Source organism: Streptomyces sp. NPDC016677, assembly GCF_055562815.1.
Genome location: NZ_JBVHEO010000013.1, coordinates 77205 through 92168, shown reverse-complemented (window position 1 = coordinate 92168; position 14964 = coordinate 77205). Strand labels below are relative to the sequence as shown.

Below are 14964 nucleotides of genomic sequence, written 5' to 3'. Positions count from 1 at the left end.
CGGCAGCGGACGAAGCGAGTCAGTGAGTGAAGGAGCCGATGGACGCCGTCATCGCCACCCGCGGCCTCACCAAGCGCTACCGCGGCGGCCAGCTCGCCGTGGACGGTCTGGACCTGACCGTCCCGGCGGGCAGCGTCTTCGGCTTCCTCGGCCCCAACGGCTCCGGCAAGACCACCACCATCCGCATGCTGATGGGCCTGATCGAACCCACCTCGGGCACCGCCCGGGTCCTCGGCCGGCCCATGCCGCGCGCCGCCCGCGCCGTACTGCCCCGGGTCGGTGCCCTCATCGAGGGCCCGGCCCTGTACGGCTTCCTGACCGGCCGCGACAACCTGCTGCGCTACGACGCCGCCGACCCGGCCGCCGACCCGCGCACCCGGCGCGACCGGGTGGCGGCGGCGCTGGACCGGGTCGGCCTCACAGCCGCCGCCGGGAAGAAGGCCAAGGCGTACTCGCTGGGCATGAAGCAGCGGCTCGGCATCGCCGCGGCGCTGCTCCAGCCGCGCCGTCTGCTCGTCCTGGACGAGCCCACCAACGGACTGGACCCGCAGGGCATGCGGGAGATCCGCGTCCTCGTGCGCGAACTGGCCTCGGACGGCACGACCGTCTTCCTCTCCTCCCACCTGCTGGACGAGATCGAACAGGTCTGCACGCACGCCGCCGTGATGACCCGGGGCCGTCTGCTCACCCAGGGGCCGGTCGCCGACCTGGCGGCCGGGGCGCGCGGGCGGCTGGTGGTGACCACGCCGGACGCGGCGGACGCGGCCCGGGTACTGAAGGAGCAGGGGGCCGCCGACGTGGTGATCGCCGAGGACCGGGTGACGGCGGAGCCGCCGGAGCGCGACCTGGCCGAGGTGAACGCCGCGCTGGTGGCGGCCGGGGCCCGGGTGCGCGGCTTCGCAGTGGAGCGCGCCTCCTTGGAGGACGCGTTCGTGGCGCTGACCGGGGAGGGATTCGATGTCGCGGGCTGAGGCACGGGCAGACGGACCGGCCGAGGCACGGGCAGGGGCACCGGCTCAGGGACCGGCTGAGGCACGGGCAGCGGCACCGGCTCAGGCACGGGCCGAGGCAAGCGTCCCGCCGACCGTGTCCGTACCGCGCGCCCTGTGGAGCCTCGGCCTGCTGCGCAACGAGGTGCTGACCACCTTCCGGCGCTGGCGCACCCTCGCCCTGCTGGCGGTACTGGCCGCCGTGCCCGTGCTGGTCGGTATCGCCGTGAAGATCGAGACGGGTGACGGGGGCGGCGCGGCCGGCGGCGGGAGCGGCGCGGGGCCGGCGTTCATCTCGCAGGTCACCAACAACGGACTGTTCCTGGTCTTCACCGCGCTCGCCGCGACCCTGCCCTTTTTCCTGCCGATGGCCGTCGGCGTCGTCGCCGGCGACGCGATCGCGGGCGAGGCGAGCGCCGGCACCCTGCGCTACCTGCTGGTCGCCCCGGCCGGCCGCACCCGCCTGCTGCTCACCAAGTACGCGACCGTGCTCACCTTCTGCCTGGCCGCCACGCTGGTGGTCGCCGTCTCGGCGCTCGCGGTCGGCGCCCTGCTGTTCCCGCTCGGGGAGGTGACGACCATCTCCGGGACGCGGATCTCCTTCGCCGAGGGCCTCGGCCGCGCCCTGCTGATCGCCCTGGTCGTCGCCGCCTCGCTGGTCGGCGTGGCCGCGCTCGGCCTGTTCGTCTCGACGCTGACCGGCAGTGGCATCGCGGCGATGGCGACGACGGTCGGGCTGCTGATCACCGTTCAGATCCTCGACCAGATCCCGCAGCTGCACGCCCTCCAGCCGTACTTCTTCTCCCACTACTGGCTGTCCTTCGCCGACCTGCTGCGCGAACCGGTCTACTGGGACGACCTGGTGAAGAACCTCGGCCTCCAGGCGTTGTACGCCGCCGTGTTCGGTTCGGCGGCCTGGGCGCGCTTCACGGCGAAGGACGTCACGGCCTGACGCAGATGGCCACGCGGGAGGCGGCGGCCACCGCGAGCAGCAGCGCCTCCGCGCCGTGCGGCGCGACCAGTTGGAGCCCGGCCGGACAGCCGTCGGCGCCGAAACCGGCCGGGAGACTGAGCGCCGGATGCCCACTGAGGTTGAAGGCCCAGGTCAGCGCCGTCGAGTAGCGGTCGCCCGGACCCTCGTGGCCGTGCGGCGGGGTCGGGGCCGTCGGCGTCAGCAGCAGCGGGGCGGTGCGGAACAGCCGGGCCAGCCGGCCGTCGTTCTCGGCCCGCGTCCGGCGCGCGTCCGCCGGGTCGGCGCCGGGGGTGCGCAGGGCCAGCCAGGCGGGCCCCGGGTCCAGCAGCCGGAGCGGACGCCGGGGCCGTACGAGCCGTACGGCACCCGCCGCGACCAGGCGGTCCACGGCGGCGCGGGCCAGGGCGACGGGCTCGTCGTCGGGAGCGGCGAAGCCCAGGTCGGCGGACCAGACGGCGGGCACGGGCAGCGCGGGCGCCGCCGCTTCCGGTGCCCGGGTGTCCGGCACCACGGCACGCCAGTAGGCCGCCGCGTCCGCCGCCGACCGGGTGAGGACGCCGGGCGCCGTCAGCCGCGTACGGTCGGCGCCGCCGGTCAGCTTCAGTCCCAGTACGCCGCACCACGCCGCGGGGATACGGACCGACCCGGCCCCGTCGCTGCCGGTCGCCAGCGGCACCAGTCCGGTCGCCACGGCCGCCGCCGCCCCGGCCGAGGAGCCGCCCGGCGTACGGTCGGCCCGCCACGGGTTGACCGTACGGCGGCCCTGGGCCCCGAGTCCCCAGGTCTGCCATCCGGTGCCGGGGCCCGGCACGGACGTCGCGCCCACGGCGACACATCCCGCGGCGAGCAGCGGTCCCGCCGTACGCAGCCCGCGCCGGCCCTTCACGGCGATCGGCACGCCCGCCAGCGGCAGCCGTGCGCCCGCCGCGGTCCGCGCGTCCACCTCGGCGGCCCGCAGCAGCGCGTCCTCCTCCCAGACCTCCAGGAACGCGCCGAGCGAGCCGTCGGCGTCCGCGATCCGGCCGAGCGCCTCCGCCACGGTGTCCACGGCCCGCAGCCGCCCCGACCGGACCGCCTCGGCGATCTCTCCGGCCCCCGGCCCGGCGCGGCCCGCCCGGGGGTGGCGCACCGGCTGGTCAGGGACGGAAGGCGGCGCGCCGGTGGCCGTCAGTGTTCCGCCCCGGCCGGCCGGGCCAGCGCCTCGGTGCCACGGGGCGGGGAACCGCCGAGGTCGCCCAGCCGCCAGGCGGGGACCCAGGGGACGCGGTGGACGTCGACGGCCGCTTCCAGCAGCCGCACCCGCTGGGCGAGGGGACGGGGCAGCCGTCCCGGCGCGTCCGCCACCAGGACGACCGCGTCGAGGGCGAGCCCCGGCGGTGCCTCCCCGTGGCGGAACGCGTCCAGCGCGCGGACGGCGGCCGCCAGCCCCGCCGCGTGGGTCCGGGCGACCAGCAGCACGGACGGCGGATCGGCGGGCCCGGGCCAGTCGCGTCCGCAGTCGTGGCCGCCGTAGACCTCGGCGAGGGTGGTGACGCCGGCGCCGCCGTGGGTGCCGACCCAGGAGCGGTGCCGTAGGGTGCGGGGCGTCGTGGCGGACGGCGGTGGCACCGGTTCGGGTGCGGACACCGGCCCGCGGATCCAGATCTCCGGTCCTTGCCGCATGCTGGTGCGCATGCCCGTGCTCCTCCCTCGTCACACCCCGCCCCGCGGCCCGGAACGCCCCGCCGGCCCGGCCGCCACCTGCTGGAACGAGCCTGTGACAGCGCGGTGACGTGAGGACCGCGAGCGAGCGGAGAAACTCAACAGTAGGTGTTCGAATGGCTCCGGACGGCACGGGGAGGGAAACCACCGGTACGGCCGCACACGGAACCCGCCCACGAATGAGGGACGATGGCACGACTCAGCCGCGACAAGAAGCGGGACCACCAGCACGTCGGGCACCCGGCGGCCCCCGCCGCCCCGCCGATCGACGTGCGGGTGCGGGGCGCCGGGACCGGCACGGTCGGCGGCGTTCCCGTCGCCGCGGTCCCGGGCGAGGAGATGCAGCAGACCGTACTGAACCGGCTCCAGCGCCTCGCGCGCGCCGCGGGCGGGCCGGTCCTCGCCACGGTCCACGACGAGCGCATCGGCTACGTCGTTCCGCTCCGCGTCGATCCGGACGGCTCCAGCCACCTCATGGGCGAGCCGGCCCGCACCGACCCGCTGACGGACGCCGGCCGCCGCGCGGAGGAACGGCCCGCTCACCAGGGCGTGCGCCCGGGGCCGGGGCCGGGACCGGGACCGGGGCCGGGGCCGGCTTCGATTCCGGGTTCGGCTTCGGTTCCGGGTGGACCGGCGGGTGATCCGTCCCCGACATTCCGGCTGCGTACGCTGCCGGAGGCCGCCGTGGCTCCGGGGACCGTCGCGCCGCCGACCGGGGAGTTCGGCCCGCCGCCGCGGATGGACGGGCCGGCGGCGCCGGGGACCCCCGCGCCTCCCGCGCCTCTCCCCGTGACGCCTCCCGCGCCTCCCGCGCCTCTCCCCGTGACGCCTCCCGCGCCTCCCGTGCCTCCCAGGTCCGACGTCCGCCCGGGGCGCGGCGCCGGTCTGGTCACCGAGGCCGACCTGGCCGCCGACACCCAGCCGACGCCCGCCCGCGGGTTCGACGCCGTGGCCGAGGCCGTGCTCGGGGACGGACCGGTCACCGCCCCCGGGGACAGCACCGCCCCCGCCGTGCTCGCGGAGCCCACGGCCCGCGTCAACGAGGCCGTCCGGGAGGGCCGGACGGAGGAAGCGGCACGACTCGCCGAGCAGGCCGTGACGGAGGCGACCGGCACGCTGGGCGCCGGCCACCCCGAGGTCCTGCGGCTGCGCGAACTGTCCGCCTACATCGCCTACCTGTCCGGCGACCCGGTCCGCGCCCTGCACACGGCGCTGGACGTGGCCCGGGCCCACCACCGCGCGGGCGACGCGGAGGCCGCCTACGGCACCGTGCGGAGCGCGGCCACCGCCTGGCGTGCCGTACGCGACCCCGCGCTCGGGCTGGAGCTGGGGCACGAGCTGATCGGCCTGTGGACGGCACTCGCCGTCGAGGAGGGTCCGGCCGCCGACGACATAGAGGAACTGGAGTCCGCCCGCGCCCGCATGGGCCGCCTCACCGAGCGCGCCCGGACCTCGGCGGAGTAGGCACGGCGGCCGAGGTGACGGGCCCGCGCGTGCGGTCACTCGTACGGGTTACACGACCTGTCGGCGGGAGTCCGGCGCGGCCGCCCGGGACGCTTCCGCCTCCGCCTCCGCCTTCGTCCCGGTCCGCACCGCCCCGGCCTTCAGCGTCCGGGCGTTGCGGCGCGCGGTGTGCAGCGCGTTCCAGGTGAGCAGCACGAGCGCCACCCACACCAAACCGAAACCGGCCCAGCGCTCGGGTGGCATCTCCTCGTGGAAGTAGAGGATGCCGAGCAGGAACTGGAAGACCGGTGCCAGGTACTGGAGCAGGCCCAGCGTGGACAGCGGGACGCGGATCGCCGCGGCGCCGAAGCAGACCAGGGGGACCGCGGTGACCAGGCCGGTCGCGGCGAGCAGCGCGGCGTGCCCGGCGCCCTCGGTGGTGAAGGTGGAGCCGCCGCGCGCGCTCAGCCACACCAGGTAGCCCAGCGCCGGCAGGAACTGGATCGCCGTCTCGGCGGCCAGCGACTCGACGCCGCCGAGGTTGGCCTTCTTCTTCACCAGGCCGTACGTGGCGAAGGAGAAGGCGAGGCACAGGGAGATCCACGGCGGCCGGCCGTAGCCGACGGTGAGGACGACGACGGCCGCGAGACCGGTGGCGACGGCCGCCCACTGCACGGGCCGCAGCCGCTCCTTGAGCAGCAGCACGCCGATGGCGATGGTGACCAGCGGGTTGATGAAGTAGCCGAGGGACGCCTCGACGACATGGCCGCTGTTGACGGCCCAGATGTAGACGCCCCAGTTGATGGTGATGACCGCGGCGGCGACGGTGACCAGGCCGAGCTTGCGCGGCTGCCGCAGCAGTTCGCCCGCCCAGGCCCAACGCCGTACGAAGAGCAGCGCGACGGCGACGAAGAGGAGGGACCAGACCATGCGGTGGGCGAGGATCTCCCCGGCCCCGGCGGGCTTGAGCAGCGGCCAGAAGAGGGGGACGAGGCCCCACATCCCGTAGGCCGCGAAGCCGTTCAGCAGGCCTATTCGCTGCTCGCCCTTCGACGTCCCGGTCATGGGCACCTCCCTGTCACGCGCTGGTCGCCTGCACGACCGTAGCGCCGCACGCCCGCCCCTGTCATGCCCGTATCGCTATACGGTCATGACAGGGGCGGTGTGCCGGGAAGGCGCCGGGCGCGTTCCGGGAGCGTTCCGGAGGTGTTCCCGGGGTGTGGTGAGGGTGTTCTGGGGGTGTTTTTGGGGGTGCGCTCACTTGCGCAGCGCGGCCTCGATCGCCTCGCTGACCGGGGTGGTCGGGCGGCCGATGAGCCGGGACAGGTCGCCGGTGGTGACGACCAGTTCGCCCTTCTCGGTGGAGGCCTCCGCGCCGCCCAGGATCTCGGCCACCGGCTCGGGCAGCCCGGCGGCGACGAGGGTGCTGACGTACTCCTCGACGGACACGGGGCGGTAGGCGACCTCGCGGCCCGAGCGCCGGCTCACCTCGGCCGCGTACTCGGCGAAGCTCCACGCCTCGTCGCCACCCAGCTCGTACCGCTTGTTCTCGTGCCCCTCGCCGGTCAGTACGGCGACGGCGGCGGCCGCGTAGTCGGCGCGCGAGGCGGAGGAGACGCGGCCCTCGCGGGCGGCCTGGACGACGGCGCCGTGCTCCAGGACCTGGGCGAGCTTCTCGGTGTGGTTCTCGTGGTACCAGCCGTTGCCCAGGATCACCCACGGCAGGCCGGAGGCGAGCAGGACCTTCTCGGTGGCGCGGTGGTCGTCGGCGAGCGCGGCGGTCAGGCTGCTGGGGGCGCTGGTGTACGCCAGCAGCGCCACGCCGGCCGCGGCGGCGGCGTCGATGACCGTCTTGTGCTGCGCGGGGCGGTCCTTGGTGACCTCGCTGCTGGAGATCAGCAGCACCTTGTCGCCCGCCGCGAAGAGCCCGTCGAAGGTCTCGGGCGCGTTGTAGTCGGCCACGGCGATCCGTACCCCGCGCTCCGCGAAGTCGGCGACCCGCGCCTCGTCGCGGACGACGGCGGTGATCTGCTCGGCCGGGACCTTCTCCAGCAGCTGCTCGACCACGTGGCGGCCCAGGTGTCCGGTGGCTCCGGTGACGACGATGCTCATGATCTGTGTGCTCCTCGTGCGGTGACGTTTTTCTCTCTCGGTCACTCACCTTAAGAGGGGCGCTAACTTTTCTGCAGTACCCACTTTGAAGTAAGGTACGGCTATGGAAGTAAGTGTCAGTCGCGAGTCACTGTGTCCGCACCGGCTCGTCCTGGAACACGTCACCAGCCGCTGGGGCGTGCTGGCCCTGATCGAGCTGCTCGACCGCCCGCACCGCTTCGGCGAGCTGCGCCGGGCGGTCTCCCGGCAGGGCCGGACGGTCAGCGAGAAGATGCTGACCCAGACGCTCCAGGTCCTGGAGCGCGACGGTCTGGTCCACCGGGACGCCAAGCCGGTGATCCCGCCGCGGGTGGACTACTCCCTGACGGACCTCGGCCGGGAGGCGGCCGAACAGGTGCGGGGGCTGGCCCAGTGGTCGCAGGACCGGATGGACGAGGTGGCGCGGGCCCGCCGCGCGTACGACGAGGCCCGGGGCTGACCGCTCGGCCGTCGCCCCGGGCCTCGGTGCAGCCGTGCGGGCTCAGCCCACGACGGTCCAGGTGTCGCCGCCGGCCAGCAGCGCGGCGAGGTCGCCCTTGCCCCCCGACTCGACGGCTCTGTCGAGCTGGTCGGCCATCTGGGAGTCGTAGGCGGGCCGGACCACGGAGCGCAGGACGCCAATCGGGGTGTGGTGCAGGGTGTCGGGATCGGCGAGCCTGCTCAGCGCGAACGCGGTCGTCGGGGAGGCGGCGTGGGCGTCGTGGACCAGCACGTCCGCCTCGTTCTCCGGGGTGACCGCCACCACCTTCAGGTCACCGGTGGCCGGGTCCCGCACGACCCCCTTGGCGTTGTCGGTCCCGAACCGGATCGGCTGCCCGTGTTCGAGGCGGATCACCGCGTCCTCGGCCTGCCGCCGGTCCTTGAGGACCTCGAACGCGCCGTCGTTGAAGATGTTGCAGTTCTGGTAGATCTCGATCAGCGCCGTGCCCGGGTGGGCGGAGGCCTGGCGCAGCACCTCGGTGAGGTGCTTGCGGTCGGAGTCGACGGTCCGCGCGACGAAGGACGCCTCCGCGCCGAGCGCGAGGGAGACCGGGTTGAAGGGCGCGTCCAGGGACCCCATCGGCGTCGACTTGGTGATCTTGCCGACCTCGGAGGTCGGGGAGTACTGGCCTTTGGTCAGTCCGTAGATCCGGTTGTTGAACAGCAGGATCTTGAGGTTGACGTTGCGGCGCAGCGCGTGGATCAGGTGGTTGCCGCCGATGGACAGCGCGTCGCCGTCGCCGGTGACGACCCAGACGGACAGGTCGCGCCGGGAGGCGGCCAGGCCGGTGGCGATGGCGGGGGCGCGGCCGTGGATGGAGTGCATCCCGTAGGTGTTCATGTAGTACGGGAAGCGGGAGGAGCAGCCGATGCCGGAGACGAAGACGATGTTCTCCTTCGCCACCCCCAGTTCGGGCATGAAGCCCTGCACGGCGGCGAGGATGGCGTAGTCGCCGCAGCCGGGGCACCAGCGCACTTCCTGGTCGGACTTGAAGTCCTTCGCCGACTGCTTGCCCTCGGCCTTCGGGACCAGCTTGAGTGCCTCAGTCATCGATGGCCTCCTTCAGCGCGGTGGCGAGCTGCTCCGCCTTGAACGGCATCCCGTTGACCTGGTTGTACGAGTGGGCGTCGACCAGGTACTTCGCCCGGACGAGCGTGGCGAGCTGGCCGAGGTTCATCTCGGGGATCACCACCTTGTCGTAGCCCTTGAGGACCGTGCCGAGGTTGGCCGGGAACGGGTTGAGGTGGCGCAGATGGGCCTGGGCGATCGGCTCCCCGGCCGCGCGCAGCCGCCGCACGGCGGCCGTGACCGGCCCGTACGTCGAACCCCAGCCCAGCACCAGGGTCCTCGCCCCGTCCGGGTCGTCGACCTCGATGTCGGGGACGTCGACGCCGTCGACCTTGGCCTGCCGGGTGCGGACCATGAGGTCGTGGTTGGCCGGGTCGTAGGAGATGTTGCCCGTGCCGTCCTGCTTCTCGATGCCGCCGATGCGGTGTTCCAGGCCGGGCGTGCCCGGGACCGCCCAGGGGCGGGCGAGGGTCCGCGGGTCGCGCTTGTACGGCCAGAAGACCTCGGTGCCGTCGTCCAGGGTGTGGTTGGGTCCCTGCGCGAACCGCACCCGCAGGTCCGGCAGTTCCGCCGGCTCCGGGACGCGCCACGGCTCGCTGCCGTTGGCCAGGTAGCCGTCGGAGAGCAGGAAGACCGGGGTCCGGTACGTCAGCGCGATCCGGGCCGCCTCCAGCGCGGCGTCGAAACAGTCGGCCGGGGTGCGCGGGGCCACCACCGGCACCGGCGCCTCGCCGTTGCGACCGAACATCGCCTGGAGCAGGTCGGCCTGCTCGGTCTTGGTCGGCAGCCCCGTGGACGGGCCGCCGCGCTGGATGTCGACGACCAGCAGGGGCAGTTCGAGGGAGACCGCGAGCCCGATCGTCTCGCTCTTGAGCGCCACACCCGGGCCGGAGGTGGTGGTGACGGCGAGCGAGCCGCCGAAGGCCGCCCCCAGCGCCGCGCCGATCCCGGCGATCTCGTCCTCCGCCTGGAAGGTGCGCACACCGAAGTTCTTGTGCTTGCTCAGTTCGTGCAGGATGTCCGAGGCCGGGGTGATCGGGTACGAACCCAGGAACAGCGGCAGGTCCGCCTGCCGGGACGCGGCGATCAGGCCGTAGGACAGGGCCAGATTGCCGGAGATGTTGCGGTACACGCCGGGCGGGAACGCCGTCGCCGCCGGGGCCACCTCGTAGGAGACCGCGAAGTCCTCGGTCGTCTCCCCGAAGTTCCAACCCGCCCGGTACGCCGCGATGTTGGCCGCCGCGATCTCCGGCTTCTTCGCGAACTTGGCGCGCAGAAATCTCTCCGTGCCCTCGGTGGGCCGGTGGTACATCCAGCTCAGCAGGCCCAGCGCGAACATGTTCTTGCTGCGCTCGGCCTCCTTCCGGGTGAGGGCGAAGTCCTTCAGCGCCTCCACGGTCAGCGTGGTCAGCGGCACCGGATGCAGGCTGAAACCGTCCAGGGACCCGTCGTCGAGCGGGGAGGCGTCGTACCCCACCTTCTGCATCGCCCGCTTGGTGAACTCGTCCGTGTTGACGATGATCTCCGCGCCGCGCGGCATGTCCCCGATGTTCGCCTTCAGCGCCGCCGGGTTCATCGCGACCAGTACGTTCGGGGCGTCGCCCGGGGTGAGGATGTCGTGGTCGGCGAAATGCAGCTGGAAGGAGGAGACGCCCGGCAGGGTACCGGCGGGCGCCCTGATCTCGGCCGGGAAGTTCGGCAGCGTAGAAAGATCATTTCCGAACGACGCGGTCTCCGAGGTGAAACGATCTCCGGTGAGCTGCATACCGTCGCCCGAATCACCCGCGAACCTGATGATCACCCGGTCCAGCCGGCGGACGTCCTTGCCCCCCGCCGGTTTGCGCTGCTCTCCTACGACCGTTCCGTCGGCCTGCTCCGCTGGGCTGCTGACCTGGCTGGTCACTGAACTGGACCTCCCTTGAGGCGGCTGTCCGGGGAGTGGCCGTATGCCGACCATCCCAGGATCAACCCTACGACCGTGGGGGTCGCCCATCGGGGGACATTCGCATGATGGACACGACTTCGAGACAGCCCGCTGCCCTGCGCTCCCACGGCTCACCCGCCTCCTCGGCGCGGGAAAAGAAGCGCCCGTTCATCGATCGGTTCATCGTCCGTTCGGATGAACGGCCATCCTGGCGGTGATGACCGGAGGGTTTGGCGGTGATGCCCGCCGGGGTTTGCGGTGATGCCCGCCGGGGTTTGCCGTGATGCCCGGAGAGGCCTGGCGGTGATATCCGGGGGTGGGTGGTGGAGACGCGGAGTTGAAAAAGTTGAAAACCCGATCATGAATCAGGGAAAAGATTCATGAGTTGAGATAAGTGAGCACCGCGAGGACACGGCGGTGGTCGCCGTCGCTCGGGGACAACCCGAGTTTCAGAAAGATGTTGCTGACGTGCTTCTCGACGGCTCCGTCGCTCACCACGAGCTGCCTGGCGATCGCCGAGTTCGTCCGGCCCTCGGCCATCAGCCCCAGCACCTCCCGCTCACGCGGGGTGAGTCCCGCGAGCACGTCCTGCTTGCGGCTGCGCCCGAGCAACTGCGCGACCACCTCGGGATCGAGCGCGGTGCCGCCCTGGGCGACCCGCACCACCGCGTCCACGAACTCCCGCACTTCGGCCACCCGGTCCTTGAGCAGGTAGCCGACCCCGCGGCTGGAACCCGCGAGCAGTTCCGTGGCGTAGCGCTCCTCCACGTACTGCGACAGCACGAGCACACCGATCCCCGGGTGCGCCTTGCGCAACTGCACCGCCGCCCGCACGCCCTCGTCCGTGTGCGTGGGCGGCATCCGCACGTCCGCCACGACGACGTCCGGCAGCTCCCCCTGGCCGTCCAGCTCGGTGACGGTCTTGAGCAGAGCCTCACCGTCACCGACCCCCGCCACCACCTCATGCCCGCGGTCGGTCAGCAGCCGGGTCAGGCCCTCCCTGAGCAGCACTGAATCCTCGGCGATGACCACCCGCACCCTGTCCTCCACGATTCTCGGCCCCCCCACAGCCCCGCGCCGGCCCTACCCGCCCCTGTGAACGGGTCCAGCATCCCAGCATCCGGCTCCGCGTGTGTCCGGGCAACGGTAATGAGGGGGCCCGGCCGCGTCCCGTGCCGGTCGGGTCGTGCCTGGGGGTGTGGGCTTATGCGGGGTGGCGGCTCACACGCAGTGGCCGGGTTGCATGGCTCGGTTGGGGGGCGCCTTGTGGTGATCGGGCACATGCGGCTCAGGCCGGCCGGTCCGAGCGCCACGGCAGCTCCGCCGTGATCCGGGTGGGTCCGCCGGCCGGAGAGTCCACCACCAGGATCCCGTCCACCGCGTCGAGCCGCTCCGCCAGCCCCGCGAGCCCCGAACCGGCCGACGCGTCGGCTCCGCCCACTCCGTTGTCCGTGACCTGGAGCATCAGCCGGTTCTCCACCCGCCACACCTCCACGGCCGCGTACGTGGCCCGCGCGTGCTTGCTGATGTTCTGCAGCAGCTCCGAGACGGTGAAGTACGCGATCCCCTCGATCGCCGGGGCCGGCCGCTCCGCCAGATCCACCTCCATCCGCACCGGCACGGTGCAGCGGGAGGCGACCGAGGACAGGGCCGCGTCCAGGCCGCGGTCGGTCAGGACGGCGGGGTGGATGCCGCGGGCCAGGTCCCGCAACTCCTGCAACGCCGTCTTCACCTCGCCGTGCGCCTCGTCCACCATCCGCGCGGCCTCCCGCGGGTCCTCACGCAGCTTCTCCTTGGCCAGGCCCAGGTCCATGGCGAGGGTGACCAGGCGGGCCTGCGCGCCGTCGTGCAGGTCGCGCTCGATGCGCCGCAGGTCGGCGGCGGCCGTGTCGACCACCACGCCCCGGTCCGACTCCAGTTCCACGACCCGCGTCGCCAGCCGCGACGGACCGAGCAGCCCGTGCACCATCAGCCGGTCCACCAGTGTCAGGGCCCGTACGATCCACGGCGCGGCCAGCGTGAACAGCAGCCCCACCAGTGCCGTCACGGTGATCTCGAAGGGGTTGTCCAGATAGATCCGGTGGGTCTCGTCGCCGTACAACTGCAACCCGTCCTGGCCGGCGTACACCGGGAAGACCCAGAACCACAGCGGGTACGTCAGCATCGCCCAGCCCCAGGTCCAGACGGCGACCGTGATACCGAACGAGACGACCGCCCACGGCAGGTGCAGCAGCGCGTACAGCAGCGCCCGCCAGGAGGTGCCGCTCTTGAGGACGGCGCCCATCCAGGCGAGGGCGCCCCGCTTCCGTATCCGCGGCGGCTCGGGGTCGGCCACCTCCAGGCTCAGCAGCCCGCGCGCCCGTATCCGCTCCAGCGCGCCGAACCCGCGGCATCCGGCGAGCGCCGCCGCCAGCACCGGTACGCCGAGGAAGGTCACCAGCAGTCCGGCCCCCAGCGAGACCATCGTGACGGCGAAGGTGAAGAGGACGATGCTGATCGGCAGGCTCAGCAGCACGTAACCGAACTCGCGCCAGCTGCGCGCCTCGAACGGTGCCCGCAGACCGGCCGGCAGCCGGTGGCGCCGCTCGCCGGTGCTCCCGCGGAAACCGGGGCCGCTGTCCAGGCTGTACTCCTGTCCGTACTCCATGGCCATCGGTGCCGTCCTTCTGCTCGTCCCTGCGGCTGTGCTGTGTCCTGGGGTGTCCGCGTCCAGGAGTGCCTGGATGGTGCCTGAGCGCTGAGTGCCTGAGCGCCTCAGTGCCTCAGTGCCTGTGTCCTGTGGTTGCGCCCGTGTCCTACGGCTGTGCCGTCGTACCTCCACCCTCCTCGGTCACGGGGCCGCGGGACATGGAGCCCGTCGGTCTCTTGGACCGGGGGTTTTCCCCACCTCGGAACGCCGGGACGCACTCAGGCAGGCATCACGGCGAGATCTGCGCTCGGGGTGCGCGGTGGTTCGTTGCCGGTTGCTTCCCGCTGCTTACCGCTACTTCCCGGCGGGTATGTCCGTGCGGTCGCGCCACGGCAGCTCGGCCGTGACAGTCGTCGGGCCGCCCTCCGGGGAGTCGACGACGAACAGGCCGTCGACTGCACCCAGCCGGTCCGCGAGCCCCTTCATCCCTGTACCGCCGTCCAGGCGCGCGCCCCCGCGGCCGTCGTCCCACACCTGTATGAGCAGCCGGGTCTCCGCGCGCCAGACCTCCACCGCGGCCGAACGCGCCCCGCTGTGCTTGCTGATGTTCTGCAGCAGCTCCGAGACGGTGAAGTACGCGATCCCCTCGATGGCAGCCGCCGGCCGCTCCGTCAGGTCGACCGTCACCCGCACCGGCACGGTGCAGCGGGAGGCGACCGAGGACAGGGCCGCGTCCAGGCCGCGGTCGGTCAGGACGGCGGGGTGGATGCCGCGCGCCAGGTCCCGCAGCTCCTGCAAGGCCAGTTTCACCTCGCCGTGCGCCTCGTCGACCATCGCCGCGACGTGCTCGTCGGCTTGACCCTCCAGCAGCTTCTCCTTGGCCAGACCCAGCCCCATGGCCAGGTTGACCAGGCGGGCCTGCGCGCCGTCGTGCAGGTCGCGCTCGATGCGCCGCAGATCGGCGGCGGCCGTGTCGACCACCACGCCCCGGTCCGACTCCAGCTCGGCGATCCGCCGTTCCAGCTCGTCCGAGGGGGAGAGCAGCGCGCGCACCATCGCCCGGTCGGCGTTGCCCAGCCCCCGGGCGATGAAGGGCAGCACCGGCCACAGCACGAACAGCGAGGTCAGCGTGGTGACGAACGTGAGGATGCCCCAGGGCAGCCGTATGAACGCGTACAGAACCGTGCGCCAGCCCACCGGGTCCTTCAGTGCTGACCACAGATGCTGGAAGAACCCGCCCCCGCCCCGCGACGGCAGTCGGCTCGGCTCGTCCACCCGCACCCCCAGCAGCGCACGGGTCCGTCCCCGCTCAAGTCTGCCCAACAGGCGCGCGCCCATCAGCCCGGCCGCCAGCAGCGGAAGCCCGATCACCGTGACCGTCAGCCCGAAACCCAGGGGCAGAACCGTCACGACGTAGACGAACCCGAGCAGCGCCACCGGAAGGTTCGCCAGCAGATGGGCGATCTCCTTCCAGGTATGCCGGTCGTAGGCGAAACGGGCCGGCGGCGGGCGGTCGTCGGGCGGCGGTGACGAGAGGCTTTCGGTCATACGGATCAGCGTGCCGCGCGCCGGGGCCCGGCGCCATGAGGTGAACCGCCCGGAACC

Annotated in this window: 13 protein-coding genes; 4 read left to right on the top strand and 9 right to left on the bottom strand. The window is 72.9% G+C overall.

All coding sequences use genetic code 11. From position 1 onward, the window contains the following. The first annotated feature begins 38 nt into the window (after positions 1-38). Together ACZ3IG_RS27700 and ACZ3IG_RS27695 are read left to right on the top strand one after the other, a co-directional pair. Positions 39-971, top strand: a complete 933-nt coding sequence (locus tag ACZ3IG_RS27700; RefSeq protein ID WP_467435424.1) for an ABC transporter ATP-binding protein — start codon at positions 39-41, stop codon at positions 969-971. Next, the gene (locus ACZ3IG_RS27695; RefSeq protein WP_467435423.1) at positions 958-1941 is read left to right on the top strand and encodes an ABC transporter permease; all 984 of its coding nucleotides are present in this window, start codon (positions 958-960) and stop codon (positions 1939-1941) included. The genes ACZ3IG_RS27700 and ACZ3IG_RS27695 overlap by 14 nt, the downstream gene beginning before the upstream one ends. On the opposite strand, the gene ACZ3IG_RS27690 is transcribed toward ACZ3IG_RS27695, so the two are convergent. Beyond that, positions 1931-3091, bottom strand: coding sequence for an amidase family protein (locus ACZ3IG_RS27690; RefSeq protein ID WP_467435422.1), 1161 nt, complete (start codon positions 3089-3091; stop codon positions 1931-1933). The genes ACZ3IG_RS27695 and ACZ3IG_RS27690 overlap by 11 nt on opposite strands. Positions 3092-3129: 38 nt before the next feature. Continuing rightward, the gene (locus ACZ3IG_RS27685) at positions 3130-3636 is read right to left on the bottom strand and encodes a DUF6668 family protein (protein WP_467435421.1); all 507 of its coding nucleotides are present in this window, start codon (positions 3634-3636) and stop codon (positions 3130-3132) included. 216 nt (positions 3637-3852) lie between these two features. Between ACZ3IG_RS27685 and ACZ3IG_RS27680 the strand changes: the two genes are divergently transcribed. Then, entirely contained in the window at positions 3853-5127 is a 1275-nt protein-coding gene (locus ACZ3IG_RS27680; protein ID WP_467435420.1) for a tetratricopeptide repeat protein, read from the top strand. A gap of 48 nt (positions 5128-5175) precedes the next feature. Here ACZ3IG_RS27680 and rarD read toward each other — a convergent pair whose 3' ends face one another. Then, the gene (gene rarD, locus ACZ3IG_RS27675) at positions 5176-6171 is read right to left on the bottom strand and encodes an EamA family transporter RarD (protein ID WP_467435418.1); all 996 of its coding nucleotides are present in this window, start codon (positions 6169-6171) and stop codon (positions 5176-5178) included. A 192-nt stretch (positions 6172-6363) separates the two neighbouring features. Next, on the bottom strand, positions 6364-7218 hold the full coding sequence (locus ACZ3IG_RS27670) for an NAD(P)H-binding protein (protein WP_467435417.1): 855 nt from the start codon (positions 7216-7218) through the stop codon (positions 6364-6366). 103 nt (positions 7219-7321) lie between these two features. Here ACZ3IG_RS27670 and ACZ3IG_RS27665 point away from each other — a divergent pair, with 103 nt between their 5' ends. Next, the gene (locus tag ACZ3IG_RS27665) at positions 7322-7696 is read left to right on the top strand and encodes a winged helix-turn-helix transcriptional regulator (RefSeq protein ID WP_467435416.1); all 375 of its coding nucleotides are present in this window, start codon (positions 7322-7324) and stop codon (positions 7694-7696) included. A gap of 42 nt (positions 7697-7738) precedes the next feature. On the opposite strand, the gene ACZ3IG_RS27660 is transcribed toward ACZ3IG_RS27665, so the two are convergent. From ACZ3IG_RS27660 to ACZ3IG_RS27640, 5 genes are all read right to left on the bottom strand, one after another. Further along, positions 7739-8788 (bottom strand): 2-oxoacid:ferredoxin oxidoreductase subunit beta, encoded by a 1050-nt coding sequence (locus tag ACZ3IG_RS27660; RefSeq protein WP_467435415.1) that lies wholly within the window; start codon positions 8786-8788, stop codon positions 7739-7741. Next, positions 8781-10709, bottom strand: coding sequence for a 2-oxoacid:acceptor oxidoreductase subunit alpha (locus ACZ3IG_RS27655; RefSeq protein WP_467435414.1), 1929 nt, complete (start codon positions 10707-10709; stop codon positions 8781-8783). The genes ACZ3IG_RS27660 and ACZ3IG_RS27655 overlap by 8 nt, the downstream gene beginning before the upstream one ends. Positions 10710-11108: 399 nt before the next feature. After that, positions 11109-11768 carry a response regulator transcription factor gene (locus ACZ3IG_RS27650; RefSeq protein WP_308114494.1) on the bottom strand — a complete coding sequence of 220 codons (660 nt, stop codon included), beginning with the start codon at positions 11766-11768 and terminating at the stop codon, positions 11109-11111. 250 nt (positions 11769-12018) lie between these two features. After that, positions 12019-13383 (bottom strand): sensor histidine kinase, encoded by a 1365-nt coding sequence (locus ACZ3IG_RS27645; RefSeq protein WP_467435413.1) that lies wholly within the window; start codon positions 13381-13383, stop codon positions 12019-12021. Between the two features lie 330 nt (positions 13384-13713). Next, positions 13714-14907, bottom strand: coding sequence for a sensor histidine kinase (locus ACZ3IG_RS27640; RefSeq protein ID WP_467435411.1), 1194 nt, complete (start codon positions 14905-14907; stop codon positions 13714-13716). Positions 14908-14964: the final 57 nt, after the last annotated feature.

Bases quoted from the DNA above. Each gene is read 5' to 3' on its own strand.
- ACZ3IG_RS27700 (WP_467435424.1), top strand. From the start codon at position 39: ATGGACGCCGTCATCGCCACCCGCGGCCTCACCAAGCGCTACCGCGGC.
- ACZ3IG_RS27695 (WP_467435423.1), top strand. From the start codon at position 958: ATGTCGCGGGCTGAGGCACGGGCAGACGGACCGGCCGAGGCACGGGCA.
- ACZ3IG_RS27685 (WP_467435421.1), bottom strand. From the start codon at position 3,636: ATGCGCACCAGCATGCGGCAAGGACCGGAGATCTGGATCCGCGGGCCG.
- ACZ3IG_RS27680 (WP_467435420.1), top strand. From the start codon at position 3,853: ATGGCACGACTCAGCCGCGACAAGAAGCGGGACCACCAGCACGTCGGG.
- rarD (WP_467435418.1), bottom strand. From the start codon at position 6,171: ATGACCGGGACGTCGAAGGGCGAGCAGCGAATAGGCCTGCTGAACGGC.
- ACZ3IG_RS27670 (WP_467435417.1), bottom strand. From the start codon at position 7,218: ATGAGCATCGTCGTCACCGGAGCCACCGGACACCTGGGCCGCCACGTG.
- ACZ3IG_RS27665 (WP_467435416.1), top strand. From the start codon at position 7,322: ATGGAAGTAAGTGTCAGTCGCGAGTCACTGTGTCCGCACCGGCTCGTC.
- ACZ3IG_RS27660 (WP_467435415.1), bottom strand. From the start codon at position 8,788: ATGACTGAGGCACTCAAGCTGGTCCCGAAGGCCGAGGGCAAGCAGTCG.
- ACZ3IG_RS27645 (WP_467435413.1), bottom strand. From the start codon at position 13,383: ATGGCCATGGAGTACGGACAGGAGTACAGCCTGGACAGCGGCCCCGGT.
- ACZ3IG_RS27640 (WP_467435411.1), bottom strand. From the start codon at position 14,907: ATGACCGAAAGCCTCTCGTCACCGCCGCCCGACGACCGCCCGCCGCCG.